This is a genomic window from Cobetia sp. 1AS1 (assembly GCF_029846435.1).
Lineage (GTDB): Bacteria > Pseudomonadota > Gammaproteobacteria > Pseudomonadales > Halomonadaceae > Cobetia > Cobetia amphilecti.
This window is the reverse complement of sequence record NZ_JARWKU010000001.1, coordinates 291840-309370: the sequence shown is the minus strand read 5'-3', so window position 1 is coordinate 309370 and position 17531 is coordinate 291840. Positions and strand designations below refer to the sequence as shown.

Annotated in this window: 14 protein-coding genes; 4 read left to right on the top strand and 10 right to left on the bottom strand. The window is 64.7% G+C overall.

Annotated elements, in window-relative coordinates; translation table 11 throughout:
• Positions 1–15 precede the first annotated feature (15 nt).
• The 6 genes from hfq to QD280_RS01325 all read right to left on the bottom strand — a co-directional run bounded on the left by hfq (position 16) and on the right by QD280_RS01325 (position 7791).
• Positions 16–264 (bottom strand): RNA chaperone Hfq, encoded by a 249-nt coding sequence (gene hfq / locus QD280_RS01350; RefSeq protein WP_043335203.1) that lies wholly within the window; start codon positions 262–264, stop codon positions 16–18.
• A 114-nt stretch (positions 265–378) separates the two neighbouring features.
• Positions 379–1362: a tRNA (adenosine(37)-N6)-dimethylallyltransferase MiaA gene (miaA, locus tag QD280_RS01345; RefSeq protein ID WP_279838091.1), complete on the bottom strand. Its 984-nt coding sequence runs from the start codon at positions 1360–1362 to the stop codon at positions 379–381.
• 60 nt (positions 1363–1422) lie between these two features.
• The gene (gene mutL, locus QD280_RS01340; RefSeq protein WP_279838090.1) at positions 1423–3780 is read right to left on the bottom strand and encodes a DNA mismatch repair endonuclease MutL; all 2358 of its coding nucleotides are present in this window, start codon (positions 3778–3780) and stop codon (positions 1423–1425) included.
• 163 nt (positions 3781–3943) lie between these two features.
• Positions 3944–5398 (bottom strand): N-acetylmuramoyl-L-alanine amidase, encoded by a 1455-nt coding sequence (locus tag QD280_RS01335; RefSeq protein WP_279838089.1) that lies wholly within the window; start codon positions 5396–5398, stop codon positions 3944–3946.
• A 121-nt stretch (positions 5399–5519) separates the two neighbouring features.
• Entirely contained in the window at positions 5520–6005 is a 486-nt protein-coding gene (tsaE, locus tag QD280_RS01330) for a tRNA (adenosine(37)-N6)-threonylcarbamoyltransferase complex ATPase subunit type 1 TsaE (protein ID WP_043335197.1), read from the bottom strand.
• Positions 5986–7791: an NAD(P)H-hydrate dehydratase gene (locus QD280_RS01325; protein WP_279838088.1), complete on the bottom strand. Its 1806-nt coding sequence runs from the start codon at positions 7789–7791 to the stop codon at positions 5986–5988. The genes tsaE and QD280_RS01325 overlap by 20 nt, the downstream gene beginning before the upstream one ends.
• Before the next feature lie 288 nt (positions 7792–8079).
• Here QD280_RS01325 and queG point away from each other — a divergent pair, with 288 nt between their 5' ends.
• Positions 8080–9150, top strand: coding sequence for a tRNA epoxyqueuosine(34) reductase QueG (queG, locus tag QD280_RS01320; protein WP_279838382.1), 1071 nt, complete (start codon positions 8080–8082; stop codon positions 9148–9150).
• Positions 9151–9195: 45 nt separating this feature from the next.
• Here queG and orn read toward each other — a convergent pair whose 3' ends face one another.
• Positions 9196–9768 (bottom strand): oligoribonuclease, encoded by a 573-nt coding sequence (orn, locus tag QD280_RS01315; protein WP_107335235.1) that lies wholly within the window; start codon positions 9766–9768, stop codon positions 9196–9198.
• Positions 9769–9951: 183 nt separating this feature from the next.
• Here orn and rsgA point away from each other — a divergent pair, with 183 nt between their 5' ends.
• Entirely contained in the window at positions 9952–10962 is a 1011-nt protein-coding gene (gene rsgA, locus QD280_RS01310; RefSeq protein WP_192837873.1) for a small ribosomal subunit biogenesis GTPase RsgA, read from the top strand.
• A 111-nt stretch (positions 10963–11073) separates the two neighbouring features.
• On the opposite strand, the gene QD280_RS01305 is transcribed toward rsgA, so the two are convergent.
• Positions 11074–12408 carry an NCS2 family permease gene (locus tag QD280_RS01305; RefSeq protein ID WP_153635353.1) on the bottom strand — a complete coding sequence of 445 codons (1335 nt, stop codon included), beginning with the start codon at positions 12406–12408 and terminating at the stop codon, positions 11074–11076.
• 596 nt (positions 12409–13004) lie between these two features.
• Here QD280_RS01305 and QD280_RS01300 point away from each other — a divergent pair.
• Together QD280_RS01300 and asd are read left to right on the top strand one after the other, a co-directional pair.
• Positions 13005–13868, top strand: a complete 864-nt coding sequence (locus tag QD280_RS01300) for a rhodanese-like domain-containing protein (protein ID WP_279831148.1) — start codon at positions 13005–13007, stop codon at positions 13866–13868.
• Between the two features lie 291 nt (positions 13869–14159).
• Positions 14160–15083 carry an archaetidylserine decarboxylase gene (asd, locus tag QD280_RS01295; RefSeq protein WP_279838087.1) on the top strand — a complete coding sequence of 308 codons (924 nt, stop codon included), beginning with the start codon at positions 14160–14162 and terminating at the stop codon, positions 15081–15083.
• Between the two features lie 487 nt (positions 15084–15570).
• Here asd and QD280_RS01290 read toward each other — a convergent pair whose 3' ends face one another.
• Both QD280_RS01290 and efp read right to left on the bottom strand, forming a co-directional pair.
• A complete protein-coding gene (locus QD280_RS01290) occupies positions 15571–16671 on the bottom strand; it encodes an EF-P lysine aminoacylase GenX (protein ID WP_279838381.1) in 1101 nt (366 codons plus the stop codon).
• 239 nt (positions 16672–16910) lie between these two features.
• Positions 16911–17477, bottom strand: coding sequence for an elongation factor P (gene efp, locus QD280_RS01285; RefSeq protein WP_043335182.1), 567 nt, complete (start codon positions 17475–17477; stop codon positions 16911–16913).
• Between the last annotated feature and the right edge of the window lie 54 nt (positions 17478–17531).

The window sequence follows — 17531 nt, the reverse complement described above, 5'->3', positions numbered from 1 at the left end:
TCAGCGCCTCTAACTTCAGCTTTCTGTGGACGGCACGCTCGGATCCTGGGCCGGCAGGCGCACATTGCGCGACGGCACCACGGTCGAGATAGCGTGCTTGTAAACCATCTGGGAGACAGTATTGCGCAGCAGGATCACGAACTGATCGAAGGATTCGATCTGGCCCTGCAGCTTGATGCCGTTGACCAGGAAGATCGAGACCGGGATACGTTCCTTGCGCAGGATGTTCAGGTACGGGTCCTGGAGTGATTGACCTTTGGACATGTGACTCTCCGTAAAAATGTCTCGTTCGAGGTAAGTATGGTTATGTTCGCCAGCGCTCCGGGTTGCCCTCTTGAGGGGGCTTCACGGGCGCGGGTCGTGACCGCTCATGTTACGCTAAGTGCAGGTCTGGCGCACGATTTTCAAGGTTTCACTGTAAGGATCTACACCCATGGAATCCACCGAGTGAATCCCCTGCCAGCTCCGCAACCAGGTCAACTGTCGCTTGGCGAGTTGACGCGTCGCGATGATGCCGCGTTCGCGCATCTCATCCCGGCTCAGATGGCCATCGAGAAAATCCCACACCTGACGGTAGCCGACACAACGTATCGAGGGCAGGCCCGCATGCAGCTCCGGACGTGCCTTCAGCGCTTCGACCTCGGCAATGAAGCCCTGTTCCAACATCTGATCAAAACGCGTCTCGATACGTTCATGTAACACGGCTCTATCGTGGGGCGCCAGTGCGATCGCTATCGGCCGGAACGGAAGTTCCGCCTCTGGCTGCTCCGCGAGCAGCTCGCTCATCGGGCGCCCGCTGATCAGACAGACCTCCAGCGCGCGTGTCAGCCGCTGGGGGTCAGTGGCCCGAATGCGCTGTGCCGTGGCCGGATCAAGCCGCGCCAGCTGCGCATGCAGCGCCGGCAGACCCTCGGACTGGATACGCGCCTCGAGCTCCGCGCGCAGCTCGGCATCCGCTGCCGGCAGCTCCGCTACGCCTTCCAACAGACGCTTGAAATACATCATGGTGCCACCGACCAGCAGCGGCATCTTGCCGCGGGACTGGATCTCGGCGATATGCGCCAGCGCATCGCGACGAAACTCGGCGGCGGAATAGCTCTCCAGCGGGTCGAGAAAGTCGATCAGGCGGTGTGGCGCTCGGGCCAGCTCGGCCGCGCTCGGCTTGGCCGTGCCGATATCCATGCCGCGATAGATCAGCGCCGAATCGACACTGACCAGCTCCGCGCCCTGCTCCTCGTGCCAGCGAATGGCGAGGTCGGTCTTGCCGGAGGCCGTCGGCCCCATCAACAACACGACAGGCGGCTTGTCAGCTACCTCAGGCGCGTGGTGTCGGGAATCTTCAGGGGGTTGAATCTGGGTCATGGCCTATTGTCTGGGCTGGGAGGTGAATCAGGGGTGAACCGCGACGACACGGGGCGTCATCTACTGGCCGCGCAGGAACAGCTTGTCGAGCTCATGCATCGAAAGCTCGGTCCAGGTCGGCCGGCCATGATTGCATTGCCCGGAGCGCTCGGTGCGCTCCATGTCACGTAGCAGGGCATTCATTTCCGGAATCGTCAGTCGGCGGTTGGCGCGCACGCTGCCGCGACACGCCATGTCGGCGAGCAGTTCATTCATGTGCGCCTCCATGCGGTCACTGCGCCCATAGCGCTCAAGATCTTCCAGCATGCCGCGCACCAGGGGTTCCACATCGGCATTGCCGAGCACGACCGGCACCTGACGCACCAGCAGCGTTTCCGGCCCGGCAGCGTCCAGCTCGACGCCCAGACGCGTGAACGCCTCGGACTCGCGCTCGAAGGTGCCCATCTCACGCGCACTGACCGCCAGCGATACCGGCACCAGCAGCGGCTGGGCCTCCAGATGGCCGCCGCCGTGAACGTGCTGCTTCATGCGCTCATAGGTGATGCGCTCGTGAGCGGCATGCATGTCGACCATCACCAGCCCGCGCGAGGTCTGCGACAGGATATAGACGCCATGCAGCTGCGCCACGGCGTAGCCCAGCGGCGGGGTGTCATCGTCGTCACTCTGGGCCGGCAGACCACGCATCACCACTGCCGAGCTGCCTGAGACCGAACCACCTGAGACCGCGCCACCCGAGACCGAACTGCCTGAGCCCGAGCCACTAGAGACAGACGGCGCCGACATGCCAGACCCTGCGTCGCTGGAAGGCGCGCCCGCCGGCGCCAAGTCGACCCGCCAGCCGGGCGCAGCTTCCCCGACACCGGCCTGCGCACTCCCCTGTCCTGCGCCCGGTCCTGGCCCGTCACCCTCGCGGTCACCTTCGCCCAGCGTGACACGTGGTGCACGCCGCGCCTCACGCTCGGCACTGGCGATCGCCGCCGGATCATTGGCCACGCCCGCACCGCCTGCGCCGCCTGCGCCGCCACCTGGCGTGAGCAGATGATCTTCGCTGGGGTGCAGTGCCCGATAGCCGGCCATGAACTGACGCACACGCTCGGCACTCAGGCGTTCGCTGGAGCGACCATCACCGGCAGGCGGCAACTGCGAGGAAGGCTGCCAGGGGGCCGCAGGGCGGCCTGCAGGCGCGCTCGGCGAGGCCGACGAGTCGCCCCCGGCCTGCGGACCGGCCGATGTCGATTGCTGCTCGGAGGCGGCATTTGGCTGGGCGTCCTGTTCCTGACGGCCAAGGCGCATGCCCTGCTGCTGCCAACCAGGGTCCTCTTCCTTCTCCTGCCCGTCGATGCCGGTAGGCGCGGCGCTGTTGTCACCGGGGCGCACCTCGGCCAGCGCCTTGTGCAGGCTCGAGAACAGGAAGTCATGCACCAGTCGCCCGTCCCGGAAGCGCACTTCGTGCTTGGTCGGGTGAACGTTGACATCCACCACTGTCGGGTCGAGCTCCAGATAGAGCACGAACACCGGATGCCGACCATGGAACAGCACATCGCGGTAGGCCTGACGAACGGCATGCGCGACCAGCCGGTCGCGCACCACGCGGCCATTGACGAAGAAGTACTGCTGATCGGCCTGGGCACGCGAATGCGTCGGCAAGCCCACCCAACCGGACAGGCGCAGCCCGGAGGCCTCGATATCCAGATGCAGCGCATGCTCGAGGAAGTTGCGCCCGAGCAGCGCACCGATGCGCCGCTCCACCGTCAGGGTGTCTTCACCGGCGCGCAGCTGGTGCACCACCTTCTGGTTGTGACGCAGCGTCCAGCCGATATCGTGGCGTGACAGTGCCAGCCGTCGGAAGCTTTCCTCGACATGGCCGAACTCGGTCTTCTCGGTGCGCATGAACTTGCGGCGCGCCGGCGTATTGAAGAACAGATCACGCACCGCGACGCTGGTGCCACGCGGATGCGGCGCCGGGGAGACGCGCGGCGCCATCTCGCGCCCTTCCGCCACCACGCGCCAGCCATTGGCTGGTTCCTCCGAGACATTCGAGAACAGCTCCAGCCGCGAGACCGAACTGATCGAGGCCAGTGCCTCGCCCCGGAAACCGAGGCTCACCACGCCCTCGAGATCATCCAGGCTCTCGATCTTGCTGGTCGCATGCCGTGACAGCGCCAGCGGCAGGTCTTCCTCGGTGATGCCGCAGCCGTTGTCGCGCACGCGAATCAACCGCGCTCCGCCACCTTCCAGCTCCAGCTCGATGCGGGTGCTGCCGGCATCGATGGCGTTCTCGACCAGCTCCTTGACCACGGAAGCCGGCCGCTCCACGACCTCACCCGCCGCGATCTGGTTGGCAAGGCGCGGATTGAGGATACGGATCCGTCGCTCGCCAGGGCGAGCGGGCTGCATGTCGGTCAGCTCGTCAGACATCGATAGACTCCTGGATACACGAGCGAAAAACCCCGCTTCTCTGAAAACGATACTGTCCGCCGACCCAGCCACGGCAAGCAACGCATGCCGGAACTGCATCAGCGGACAGTGTCTGCGCCCCGCCAACGCAAGGCGCGGTCAGGGCGACTTCATGACGTCAGGTTCAGCTGCGCGGAATCTTGAGCAGCTGGCCCACGCGCACCGTGTCACCACTCATGTTGTTGGCCTGCTTGAGGGCCGCCATGCTCACGTTGTGGCGCTGGGCCACTTCCGACAGCGTATCGCCACTCTTGACGCGATATTCGCCGCCATTGCCACCGCGTGCCTGGCTGCGCTGCCATGCCAGCAGACTCGCGGGCGGCGGATTGCGCTCGAAGTGGCTCTGGATTCCCGAGAAGATCGAGCGCGCCAGCTTCTCCTGATAGGGGCCGCTGTTGAGGTTGCGCTCTTCCTGGGGATTGGAGATGAAGCCCGTCTCCACCAGCAGCGAGGGGATATCCGGCGACTTGAGCACCACGAAGCCCGCTTGCTCCACCTGACGCTTGTGCAGGGAATTCATGCGCCCGAGGTTGGCCAGCACGCCGCTACCCGCCGCCAGAGAATCATTGAGCGTCGCGGTCATGGTCAGGTCGAGCAAGACGCCACGCAGCATCTCATCCTTGTCATTCAGGCTGAGATTGCCATCCACGCCCCCGATCAGGTCAGCACGGTTTTCGGTGGCGGCCAGCCAGCGTGCGGTCTCGGACGTCGCGCCGCGGCTTGAGAGCGCAAAGACCGAGCTGCCGTGCGGGCGCGGGCTGTTGAAGGCATCGGCGTGAATCGAGACGAAGAAGTCTGCCTTCTGCTCACGCGCGATCTCGGTGCGCTTGCGCAGCGGAATGTAGTAATCGCTATTGCGGGTCAGGATGGCCTTGAAGCCGGGCTGGGCATCGAACATGCGCTTGAGGCGCTTGCCGATCTTGAGCACCACATCCTTCTCTCGAGTCCCGCTGGGGCCGCTGGCGCCCGGGTCTTCCCCGCCGTGGCCAGGGTCGATCGCGATGATGATGTCACGCTTGGGATGTGCCGCCGCCTGGGTATTGACCACAGGTTCCGCCGGCTCGCCCTTCAGCTTGCGCTTGGCCGCGGCCTGTTCCTGCTCGCGGATACGGGCCTCGATGGGGTCGATGGGGTTCTCGACCGCCGATTCGCCGGGGAACTCGAGATCCACCACCAGGCGATTGCCGTACTTGGCATTCGGCGCCAGCGTGAAGTCCTTGGGATTGACCGGGCGCGTCAGGTCGAGCACCACACGCAGGGCATCCCCCTGACGTCCGCTGCGGATCGACTTGATGGCACTGCCTTCGAGATTCAGCGCGGCGAACTTGCGCTCGACCGCGGCACTGGCCACTTCGCTGCCGGCAAGGTCGATCACCAGACGGCGCGGATTGTCGAGGCCGAAGACCTTGGCCTTGGCGGCACTGTCGAGATCGAACACCAGCCGCGTGTGATCCGGTGCGGTCCACAGGCGCAGGTTCTCGACCTTGGCGGCCAGCGCCTGCGGCGCCAGCACCAGACTGGCAAGCGAGCAGACGACGCCACCCGCCAGCCAGCGACGGAGGCTGCGCGCCAGACGCATACGGGGGATTTTGGACGCTATTTCAGGCATCAGACAGGATGACCCAGACAGAAAGAACATGAATGAAGATAACGAATGATCGGACACTGCGCCGCCAGACAGCGCAAGCGGATCGGCGTCATCATGCCTGAGAGGTTCGGCGCTCGGCCAGTGTTGCCAACCAACCCTCACCTCGCGGTGTCAGGGCAGTCAATTCGGCCTCGCGTCCTTCGTCGGCGACGAACAGCGTGATGCGCAGATCCGGCGTGGGCAGAAAGCCCTGACCACAGCTCGGCCACTCGATCAGCGCCAGGCTGTCGGCGGCGAGCAGATCGCGCCCCCCGATGAACTCGAGCTCTTCAGGGTCGGCGAGACGGTAGAGGTCGAAGTGGTTGATGTGCCATTCGCCACCCTCGGCCCGTGGCAGCACGTAGGGCTCCACCAGGGTGTAGGTCGGGCTCTTGACCGCGCCCTGGTGACCATAGGCGCGCAGCACGCCGCGGGTCAGGGTCGTCTTGCCCGCCCCCAGCTCGCCCTCCAGGAACACCAGCCCGCGGCCGGCAAGGATATTTCCCAATTGAGTGCCGAAGGCAACCTGGGCGTTTTCATCAGACAGAAGTATGCGCATCTCGGGCCCGTGGATTGAGCAATAAATGCATATAGGATGCCAGATCACCTGCGAGCAGGCCACGTTCACCACGCTCCTGTACCGCCCGGTCGGCCGCCAGGGCATGCACCAGCACCCCAAGCCTGGCCGCCTGCGCCATGGCGCGCGTGACTCGCCGGGCCTGCACCGCCTCATCCTGGGAGGAACGCGGCTGGCGTGCATCGAAGCCGCCGTTGAGCGCCTGCGCCGCCAGACCCGCGATGATGCCACCCAGCACATCGCCCATGCCGCCACTGGCCATGCCCGGATTGCCATAGGGGCAGAGCGCCACCGCCGGCCCCTCAAGTACCCCCGCAGGACTCGCCACCAGACTGCCCGCGCCCTTGAGCACCACGCTGCCGCCGAAACGCTGCTGGAGTGCTCTTGCGGCTGCGATCCGGTCGTGTTCGACATCCGCCACACTGCAATCGAGCAAACGCGCGGCCTCGCCGGGATGCGGCGTCAGCACCCAGTCGTCGCGACGGATGATGTCGCCTTCGCTCGCGCGCCAGGCCAGCAGGCTCAGGCCATCGGCATCCACGACCAGCGGCTGCCCCGCCGCCAGCACCCGCGACATGCCGCCCCAGCCCCACAGCATGCTCCCGAGACTCTCGGTGCCCATGCCCGGTCCGACCAGCGTCACACTGGCCTGTGCCAGCTGTGATTCCAGCACGGCGAAGCCATCATGGCTGCTGCCCTCCGGGCCACTCTTGAGACCGCGCGCCATGACCTCGGGGCAGCGCGTCAGGCTGGCGCTGATATGCGCGGGCGCCGTCAGCAGCGCGACCTTGCCGGCGCCGGCCCGCGCCGCTGCCTCACTGGCCAGCAACACCGAGCCCCCCAGCCCCGGCCCGCCGCCGAAGACCAGCACACTGCCGGTATCGCCCTTGTGGGCCAGCGGCGAGCGCGGCACCAGCTCGGACTCCAGCCAGCGCGGTGTCAGCCGCTGCACGGCGTCCTCTGCCAGCAAGGCCGCGGTTCGCGACTGCGCGACCACCTCCGGCAACACGCGCGCCGCGCCCAGGCGCGCCAGACTGACGTGCCCGGCGTGCAGCTCGGCGCGTCCGGTGTGCAGGCCCGGCTTGTCGACCAGAAACGTCAGCGTCACATCCGCTTCCACGGCGACACCCGCGACCGCGCCCGTCGCGGCGTTCAAGCCTGAGGGCACATCCAGCGCCATGACATGCACGCCCTGCTGATGAGCGTGATTGATGCGTTCGATGGCTTCGACCACGCTGCCGCGCGGGGCATCGCGCAGGCCGATGCCGGTCAGTGCATCCACCAGCAAGGGCCAGCCCTTGAGCAGCGCATCCGCCGCCTCCTCATCGGCCTTCGGCCATGCCAGCGTCTCGACACCAGCCTCGCGCGCCGCGATCGCGGCCAGCTGCGCATCACCGGTCAAGGCATCCTCCGGCGTCAAGGCGATGACTCGCACCTCGAAGCCCGCCAGCAATGCCAGGCGCGCCAGCAGATAGCCATCACCGCCATTGTTGCCGCCACCACACAGCACGCACAGCCTGCGCGCCTCCGGCCAACGCTGACGCAGCAGATCGAATGCCGATTGCGCGGCGCGCCCCATCAGGCGCTTCTCCACCGGCGCCTCGCTCTGGCCACTGTCAGCGGCGACGGTCTCCTCCGCGAGCATCCAATGCTCCAGATCACGCAGCGCCGCCAACGGCCACAGACAGTTGACCGAACGCCACAGCGTCATGGTTGCCGAAGATGCCGGGGGGCAGGTCTGGTCAGGGGTCGATTCGTGCGCTGTCATGCCTACACTCCTTGTCTGGATATCCATTGCCCGTCTGGACGCTCGTTGCCTGTCTGGATATGCGTTGCCTATCGTGAGGCATGGCGCTGCATGCCACCTTCCTTTCTACTGCACTTTACCTGCCGTGCTCACGCCGTCAGGCAGCACGCTTGGGCTGACCGGCAAGTTGCGCTAAGGTGGCGCGCCTCTGCCCTCGATCTCGCTGGAACACCCATGTCTGCTCCGCACTCATCCACCGCCGCCGCTTCACCTGCCGACACCGGGAGCCCCGCCGCCGATGAACAGGCCATGGCGGAACTGGCAACGCGCATCAAGACATGGGGGCGCGAGCTGGGTTTTCAGCAGGTCGGCATCACCGATGTCGACCTCTCGGCCCACGAGGCCTATCTGGAGCGCTGGCTGGCCAACGGCCATCACGGCGAGATGAACTTCATGGCCAAGCACGGCACCAAGCGCACTCGTCCTGAGGAGCTGGTGCCCGGGACACTGCGCGTCATCAGCGTGCGCCTCGATTACCTGCCGCCTGAGGTCGAGACCACTCAGGTGCTCAGTCAACCTGAGCGCGCCTATGTGTCACGCTACGCGCTGGGGCGTGATTACCACAAGCTGATGCGCAAGCGACTGGCCAATCTGGCCAAGCAGATCGAGAAGGAAGTCGGCAAGTTCGGCTATCGCGCCTTCGTCGACTCCGCCCCGGTGATGGAGCGCGCCCTGGCACAGAAGGCCGGCATCGGCTGGTTCGGCAAGAACGCCATGCTGATGAATCAGCAGGCCGGCTGCCTGTTCTTTCTGGGCGAACTCTACACCGACCTGCCCCTGCCGGTGGACGCCCCCTTTGAAAAGGAACACTGCGGCAGCTGCAACGCCTGCAAGGCCGCCTGCCCGACGGATGCCATCGTCGAGGACAAGGTCGTCGATGCGCGGCGCTGCATCTCGTACCTGACCATCGAGCTCGATGGCGCCATCCCCGAGGAATTCCGTCGCCCGATGGGCAACCGCATCTACGGCTGCGATGACTGTCAGCTGTTCTGCCCCTTCACGCGCTTCGCCAAGGCGACTCAGGAGACTGACTTCTCGCCGCGCCATGATCTGGATCGCATCGAGCTGATCCGCCTGTTCTGCTGGGGGGAGCAGGAATTCCTCAGCAAGACGGAAGGCAGCCCGATTCGACGCATCGGCTACGAGAAGTGGCTCTCCAACATCGCCATCGGGCTGGGCAACGCGCCCTGGTCGGAGCAGGTCGAGCATGTGCTGCGCGCCCGTCTGGCCTACCCCAGCGAGCCACTGCGCGAGCATGTGCGCTGGGCGCTGAAGGAGCAGGCCATCAAGCGCGGCGCCCGTCTGGCCACCGCGCTTTGAGAGCCGTTGCCTCCAGGGCTATCGCTTTCAGTTGAGGAACGATGCTTAGACGATGCCCTGCTGGGTCAGCTTGAGGAAGGTCTTGCGGTAATGCGCAAGCTCCGCCAGGGATTCGCGGATATCGTCCATCGCCTGGTGGGTCGCACGCTTCTTGAAGCCGTCGAGCGCGGCCGGGTTCCAGCGTTTGGCCAGCTCCTTGAGGGTCGAGACATCGATGTTGCGGTAGTGGAAGAATTCTTCCAGCAACGGCATCTCGTGCTGCAGGAAGCGGCGGTCCTGATGCACGCTGTTGCCACACATCGGCGAGGCGCCTGCCGCCACGTGCCGGGCCAGGAACTCGAGGGTCTGGCGTTCGGCTTCGGCGGTATCTATCTGACTTTCCTTGACGCGTTTCACCAGCCCGGATTCACCATGGGTGCGCGTATTCCACTCATCCATCGCCTCCAGCAGGCTGTCCGGCTGATGCACGGCCAACACCGGGCCTTCGGCGATCAGGTTGAGGTCGCCGTCGGTGACCAGCGTGGCCACCTCGATGATGCGCTCACGCGCTGGGTCGAGACCGGTCATTTCCAGGTCGATCCAGATGAGGCGGTCGGCCTGCGCGGTGGGATTTGCCATAGGTCACTCCTTGCTGAGCAGATGATGGAATGGCGCGGGACGCCAGTCGATGACAGCAGTATCACACGCCATCCCGGGGCGTCGCACGACACCCGAGGGCGCAAAGGGTACAATCGCGCCGCAAAGGGGGGAAGACTCTCCCATCCCTGGCGAACGAACGGCGACCGGAGTCACCAGCCAAGCATGAGTAAACGCAAGCTAAGCCGCCAGCAGCAATGGCGAATCGAGAAGGTGCAGGCCGAGCGTACCAAGCGCGCCGAGAAGCGCGAGACGCAGGACCGTGACAAGCTCGACGCCGGCGAATATGGCCCGGAGCAGCATGGCCGTGTCATCGCCCACTTCGGGCGCAGCCTGGAAGTCGAAAGCGAATCCGGCAGCCTGCACCGCTGCCACCTGCGCGCCAACCTCGAGACGCTGGTCACCGGTGACCGGGTCATCTGGCGCGAAGCCAGCGATGCCAGCGGCGTCGTCGTCGCGCGTGGCGCACGCACCACCGAGCTTGAACGCCCCGACATGCGCGGCGTGCTCAAGCCGGTGGCGGCCAACATCGACCAGATCCTGATCGTGTTCGCCGCCGAACCCGCCCCGCAGCCCAACCTGATCGACCGCTATCTGATCGCCGCGGAAGCCACCGGCATCACGCCGGTGCTGGTGCTCAACAAGGTCGACCTGCTGCCGGAAAGCGGCGGTGAGCTGCGCGACCTGCTGGCGCGCTATGAAGCGCTCGGCTACGAAGTCGTCGCCTGTACCACGCGTGGCGAGTCGGGGCTCGATGCCCTCAAGGCCCAGCTCAGCGACCGCACCTCGGTCTTCGTCGGCCAGAGTGGCGTCGGCAAGTCGTCCCTGATCGGCATGCTGCTGCCCAGGGAAGAAGTTCGTGTCGGCCCGCTGTCGGCCGAATCACGCCAGGGCATGCACACCACCACCACTGCCTGGCTCTATCACATGCCGGATGGCGGTGACCTGATCGACTCGCCCGGCATCCGCGAATTCGGCCTGGTGCACCTGACTCCCGAGCAGGTCACCGACGGCTTCCGCGAGTTCCACGACTATCTCGGCTATTGCCGCTTCCGCGACTGCAAGCATGAGAAGGAGCCGGGCTGTGCCCTGCTGCAGGCCGTGGACAACGGCGAGATCGGCCGCGTGCGCTTCGAGAGCTACAAGAAGATCCTGCTCTCGCTGACCGAGAGCTGATCAGGCGCTATAAAAAAAGCCGTCAACAAAAAGCCCCGCCAGGCAGTCACTGCCTGGCGGGGCTTTTTCATGCACGACGCTCTCGAGACACATCACTGCCGCTTTCGAAGCCTAGCCTTCCAGCAACAGCAGCAGTGACAGCGCGAACAGCACCCACATGGTCGGGCGAATCTCGCGCGCCTTGCCGACGCCGAGCTTGATGACCACGAAGCTCAGGAAACCGAACACGATACCGTGGGTGATGGAATAGGTCAGCGGAATCATCACCATGGCGATGAAGGCCGGAATCGCATCATCGAACTGGTGCCAGTGGATCTTGCCGATCGGCTCCATCATGAACACACCGACCAGAATCAGCGCCGGAGCGGTCGCGATGGACGGTACCAGCGACAGCAACGGCGCCAGGAACAGGAACGGCAGGAAGCAGAGCGCCACCACCACCGCGACCAGCCCGGTGCGTCCGCCCTGACTGATACCGGCCGCCGATTCGATGTAGGCATTTGCCGGGCTGGTACCCAGTGGCGCAGATACCAGCGCCGAGAAGGCATCGACCATCATCGAGCGACGGATATTGCGCGGGTCACCATTCTCGTCCTTCAGATTGCCCGCCTCGGCCACCGCCATGAAGGTCGAGAGCGCATCGAAGAACACCGTGAACAGGATGACGAAGATGAACGGCGCATAGGCCACCTTGAGCGAACCGAGCAGGTCCAGCGCCAGCAGGCCGCTGAAATCAGGCGCAGCGAAGATACCGGTGAAGTTGACCAGCGTCGGCTGAGCGATCTCCGGCGGGAAGTAGGCGCTGCCATCCCCCCACAGACGCCCGATGGTGGTCGCCATCAGGGTCGTGACGATGATGCCGATGATCAGTGCGCCGTGGATGCGCTTCGCGACAAGGATGGCGGTCAGCGCCAGCCCCAGCAGGAAGACCACCAGCGAGGGCGTCATCGGCGCGACACTGACCACGGTGACCGGATTGGAGACGATCAGCTTGGCATTCACCAGACCGATCAAGGTGATGAACAGGCCGATACCACAGGCGATGGCGTAGCGAAGCTGAGCGGGAATCGCATCGATCACCAGGCGGCGCACGTTGAACAGGGCCAGTACCGCGAAGATGACGCCGGCCCAGAACACGCAGCCCAACGCGACCTCCCAGCTCATGCCGCCGCCCAGCACCATGGTGTAGGCGAACAGGGCATTGATGCCCATGCCCGGCGCGACCAGGATCGGGTTGCGCGCGTACAGGCCCATCATCAGGCTGCCGAAGAAGCTGACCAGCACGGTCGCCGTGAGGGCGGCACTGAATGGCACGCCGGCGGCTGACAGGATGCCGGGATTGACCACGATGATGTACATCGACGCCATGAAGGTGGCGATGCCCGCCAGCACTTCCGTGCGCGTCGTGGTGCCTTCGGCACGCAGTGAGAATAGGCGCTCGAGCAAGATGATGACTCCCGTTCAGGATGAAGCGATTGAGTAGCAGCTCAGCGTCGACGAGTCGCCGACACGCTGCACCGAAATGACACACATTGAGCGCCCGTACCGCACTCGAAGAGTGCAGCAGCGCCACTGGCGACAGACAGTGTATTGCCTGGGGCCGTGAAGAGGGTGTTCCCGAGGGCCAGAATGTGGCATTCGCCTCAGGCCCGCTGCACTGAAACAACCGCTTCTTTCGACAAGACCTACTGGATCTACTGGCTGCTGGGGCTACTGGCTGGCCTCGCCAGCAGATCAGAAGCCTGTCCAGAAGGCTGTCCAGAAGGTCAGGTCATGGCGCGCACTGTGCCCTGCTGGCACACGCGTCGTCCACGTCTGTGCCGTTATGCGTGCGCACTGGGCATTCACACGTTCGCCCCGGAATGTGACGCGCGGCATTATACTGAAAACATGTCGTTTCAGGGGACAAGATGGCAAGGAATCTGGCGCGGTGACACTTCGCCTCGCCGCAGTCACTTGATCGCAGTGACTTGACCACAGTGCCAGCCGACGTGCCATGATGCCGGAAGGATCACTCTATTCGTAGAAGCAAGGATTACGCCATGTCTCACGATTCTTCACACCCTTCCCCCTCGGAAGCCGACCTGCTGCCCTTGATCGTCGAACCGCAGCAGCTCGCGGAGATGCTCGACCATCCTGATATCGTGATCGTCGACGTGCCGCTGAAAGCCGAAAGCCATGCGCGTCACGTGCCCGGCGCTCGCCTGCTCGACTTCAAGCAGCTGGTCGGCAGCAATGACGACGACATTCCCGGCGTGCCGAGCCCCGAGGCACTGTCTGGCGTGATGTCAGCCCTTGGCATCACCCGCGACAGCCATGTGGTGGCCTATGACGATGAAGGCGGCGGTTGGGCCGGACGCCTGCTGTGGACCCTGGCGCTGCTCGGCCATACCCGCTATAGCTACCTCAATGGTGGCCTGCACGCATGGCAAGGCGATGGCCTGCCGCTGAGTGACACCGCCAGCGACTGGAGCCCCAGCGAGTATCACGCCGCCTACATGGACACCAGCGTGATGGCGACGCGGGAAGACATTCTCGATCGACTGGCGGCCGAGGACCCGCAGGAAAGCGTCGTGGTCTGGGATGCACGCTCCGCGGAAGAGTATCGCGGCGAGAAGGGCCAGAACGCCCGCCTCGGCCATATCCCCGGCGCCGTGCATTTCGAGTGGACCGAGGCCATGGACCGTGAGCGCAACCTGCGTATCCGCGACTATGCGGAGCTGGTGACCGAACTGGGCGCTCGCGGCCTCAACCCCGAACAGCACATCGTGACGCACTGCCAGAGCCATCACCGCTCCGGCCTGACCTGGCTGGTGGGTCAGGCGCTGGGCTTCAGCGATGTGCGCGCCTATCCGGGCTCCTGGAAGGAATGGGGCAACCGTGACGACACGCCCATCGAACGCTGACGACTGATAATGGGCTGAAGGCTCCTGATAACAGACTGAAGGCTCCAGACGGCAGCCTGAGACGGGCCTATCGAACGCCAGCACGCCAAGGCAGGCCATGCCGGGATGACACGCGTGGCCTGCCTGGCAACTGTCACCAGGCCCACGGCTGCGGCAATTCGCAGGCTTGAGCCGTTATTGACGATGGGCTAAGGTGCAGCCCAACTGCTGGCCGCCGCTGTTGCCGGCCAACGCCCGCCCTCTCGAGGAGCGGGCTTTTCATTCCTGAAAGTGCCTGCAAGGATCGCCATCGTGGATCGCGCCAAGCTGTTTTCCCTGAGCCAGTACCCACTGCCCCAGCACCTGATCTCACGCCTCATCGGCCGTGTCGCCGCCTGCACCAATCCGTGGGTCAAGAACACCTTCATCGAGCGTTTCATCAAGGCCTACGGCGTCAACATGAACGAGGCGCTCGAGGAGAATCCGCGGGCCTACGCCTGCTTCAATGACTTCTTCACCCGCGCCCTGAAGGCGGACGCCCGCCCCATCGGTGAAGGCCTGGTGTCACCGGCCGATGGCGTACTGTCCCAGTTCGGCAACATCGACCACGGCACCCTGGTACAGGCCAAGGGTCAGGCGTTCTCACTGACCCAGCTGCTGGGTGGCAGTGAAGAGCGCGCCGCGCCCTTCCGCAACGGTCGCTTCGCCACCGTCTATCTGTCACCGAAGGACTACCATCGCGTCCATATGCCGGTGGCCGGTCGTCTGGTCGAGATGGCTTACGTCCCGGGACGCCTGTTCTCGGTCAACGAAGCCACCGCCAAGCACGTGCCGGGCCTCTTCGCCCGCAACGAGCGCCTGGTGTGCATCTTCGAGACCGAGCATGGTCCGATGGCCATGGTGCTGGTGGGCGCGATGATCGTCGCGGCGATCAAGACCGTCTGGAGCGGTCAGGTCACGCCGCTTTCCGGTGATGTCGAGACGACCCGTTTCGATCAGCTCATCGAGCTGGCACATGGCGCCGAGATGGGCCGTTTCCAGCTCGGCTCCACCGTGGTGATGTGCTTCCCGGACAGCGTCGAGTTCGATGACGCCCTGACACCGGGCCAGAAGGTCAGCATGGGTCAGTCACTCGGCATGCGCCCGTCTGCGACAGCACCGGCGCCGGCCCCGGCCGAGGCAGAAGAGCATGCGACAGAGACGGCGCAGGATTCGCCGACCACAGACGAGAAATAAGGTCAGGTCTGGCACAGAGCGAGCACGACACTCGCGCATAAAGCCCGCACATGAAACCCGAGCATAAAAAAAGGGAAGCCCCTGGCTTCCCTTTTTAACGACAGGAGACTGACCGCGCTCCTCGCCTTCTTGCCTTGCCCCGCGATGAACGTTGCCATCGGGGTGATCACTACCTTCAGTGCCCAAACAGATCAGAGTCCTCCATGACGGGCGTCACGCTCTCACGACGCGACTGCCGGATGATGCCTCGAAGGCTCCGAGGGTTCGAGCCATCATCTGTCGCCTTCTTTCACCATGCCCGATAAAAGAAGACCCGCTGCGACCATTGCCTTGGTCCTGCCATCACCTTGTCTGCGGGCTTCGCAGGCAAGCGCCAACCCTCCACGCTGACCTCTACAGTCTAGTCGACGCACGCTCGGCAAGCGTGTTGGCAATAAACGCTGGGATTCACGCAAATCACATCGAAAGCTGCCTCTCATATCGGCTCTCAAGCACGTGATGCCGGAAAAGCGATGACCGCCGAGATATCGCGCTCTCCCAGCGCCAACATGATCAGGCGATCCAGCCCCAGCGCCACCCCGCTCCCCGCGGGCATCCCCGCCTGCAAGGCCGCCACCAGGCGCTGGTCCGCCGCCACCTCAGGCAGACCCTGGGCGACTCGCGCGGCATTGTCTTCGGCAAAGCGCGCCGCCTGCTCACTGGCATCGGTCAGCTCGTCATAGCCGTTGGCCAGCTCGATGCCCGCCACATAGGCCTCGAAACGCGACGCCACCCAATCACCCTCACTGTCCTGATGCTTGCGCGCCAAGGCAGCCTGCGCGGCCGGATACTCGGTGACCAGCTCCACGGTGGCTTGTCCCTGCGCTTCTATCCCCTCTGACCCTGGCCCCTGCGCTCCTGCGCCCTGTGCTTCTGCGCCCTGTGACCCTGAGCCAAGAGTCGGCTCGATCACCAGACTCATCAGCGCATCCAGGCAGGTCTCATGCGACCAGTCGTCAGCCGCGACCTCACATTCTCGCGCACAGGCGGCTCGTAGCTCCTCAAGCGAGGCCGTGAAGGGGTCCAGCGCCAGCACACGGCGAAACAGCGCACGGTAAGGCGTGATGGCAGGCCTGGCCTGGGCGCCTTGTGACTCATTGAGCAACGACGGCTGACCGGTCAACTGTGCCCCGAGCGCCATCACGCGCCGGATCAACTCGCAGGTCTCCGTCATCAGCGCCTCAAGGCTCATGCCGGGGCGATACCACTCCAGCATGCAGAACTCGGGATTGTGGCGGCGGCTGACCTCGCCATCGCGGAAGGCACGCGCGATCTGGAAGATCGGCCCGCTGCCGGCCGCCAGCAATCGCTTCATGTGAAATTCCGGCGACGTCTGCAGCCACATCGGCACGCGCTCACGCTCGCCCGGCAGCTGTGCGGTCAAGGACAATGACGCGAGACCGACATCCGTCGAACCGGCCTGCCCCAGCACCGGCGTTTCCACCTCCAGCACCTCACGCTCGGCGAAGAAGGTGCGCACCTCACTCATCAGACGCGCGCGCTGGACGAGCCGCTCGCGCGTGGCAGTGGGCGCCCAGTCCTCTGCCAGGGCGGCGCCTGGCGCGGCAGCGGCTGAGAGAGGTGAAGCAGCGGCGGAAGAATCGGCATCAGACATGGACAGGCTCGAGGAAGGGATCAGCGGTGAACGCTGGCCTATCGCGAGGGCTGATCGACACGATCACCCTGCACGACCGACCAGCAGGAATGAGGAGCACGAATGAGCAGCACAAACGATGATGCCCCGCACGAGGCGAGGCATCAGGGTGTTCACGGCGTGAGCGAAAGGGCTCAGGCGCGAGACACGTACTCGGCGCTGCGGGTATCAACCTTGAGGACTTCGCCCTGGTTGATGAACAGCGGCACACGCACCACGGCACCGGAAGACAGGGTCGCCGGCTTGGAGCCACCGTTGGCGGTGTCGCCCTTGAGACCCGGGTCCGTCTCGACGACTTCCAGCTCGATGAAGTTCGGCGCGGTGACGGCGATCGCGTTGTCGTTCCACAGCGTGATGGTGTAGACGACCTGCTCTTTCAGCCACTTGACCGTGTCGCCCAGCGCCTTGCCATCGACAGCGTACTGCTCGAAGGAGCCATCGGTACGCATGAAGTGCCACATCTCACCGTCGGTGTAGAGGTATTCCATGTCGACTTCCATGACATCGGCGGCTTCGATGCTCTCGCCGGACTTGAAAGTACGCTCCCATACACGACCGGTCTTCAGGTTGCGCAGCTTGACGCGGTTGAAGGCCTGGCCCTTGCCCGGCTTGACCAGTTCGTTATCGACGATGGCACAGGGATCATTGTCCAGCATCACTTTCAGACCGGACTTGAATTCGTTGGTAGAATAGTTGGCCATCTTGCTCGCTCTCGACTCGTTAACGGGTCTTGCCCGCCATGAATTCCAGATTGC

Excerpts from the sequence above, each read along its gene's own strand:
- hfq (WP_043335203.1), bottom strand. The coding sequence starts at position 264 with ATGTCCAAAGGTCAATCACTCCAGGACCCGTACCTGAACATCCTGCGC.
- miaA (WP_279838091.1), bottom strand. The coding sequence starts at position 1,362 with ATGACCCAGATTCAACCCCCTGAAGATTCCCGACACCACGCGCCTGAG.
- mutL (WP_279838090.1), bottom strand. The coding sequence starts at position 3,780 with ATGTCTGACGAGCTGACCGACATGCAGCCCGCTCGCCCTGGCGAGCGA.
- QD280_RS01335 (WP_279838089.1), bottom strand. The coding sequence starts at position 5,398 with ATGCGTCTGGCGCGCAGCCTCCGTCGCTGGCTGGCGGGTGGCGTCGTC.
- tsaE (WP_043335197.1), bottom strand. The coding sequence starts at position 6,005 with ATGCGCATACTTCTGTCTGATGAAAACGCCCAGGTTGCCTTCGGCACT.
- QD280_RS01325 (WP_279838088.1), bottom strand. The coding sequence starts at position 7,791 with ATGACAGCGCACGAATCGACCCCTGACCAGACCTGCCCCCCGGCATCT.
- queG (WP_279838382.1), top strand. The coding sequence starts at position 8,080 with ATGGCGGAACTGGCAACGCGCATCAAGACATGGGGGCGCGAGCTGGGT.
- orn (WP_107335235.1), bottom strand. The coding sequence starts at position 9,768 with ATGGCAAATCCCACCGCGCAGGCCGACCGCCTCATCTGGATCGACCTG.
- rsgA (WP_192837873.1), top strand. The coding sequence starts at position 9,952 with ATGAGTAAACGCAAGCTAAGCCGCCAGCAGCAATGGCGAATCGAGAAG.
- QD280_RS01300 (WP_279831148.1), top strand. The coding sequence starts at position 13,005 with ATGTCTCACGATTCTTCACACCCTTCCCCCTCGGAAGCCGACCTGCTG.
- efp (WP_043335182.1), bottom strand. The coding sequence starts at position 17,477 with ATGGCCAACTATTCTACCAACGAATTCAAGTCCGGTCTGAAAGTGATG.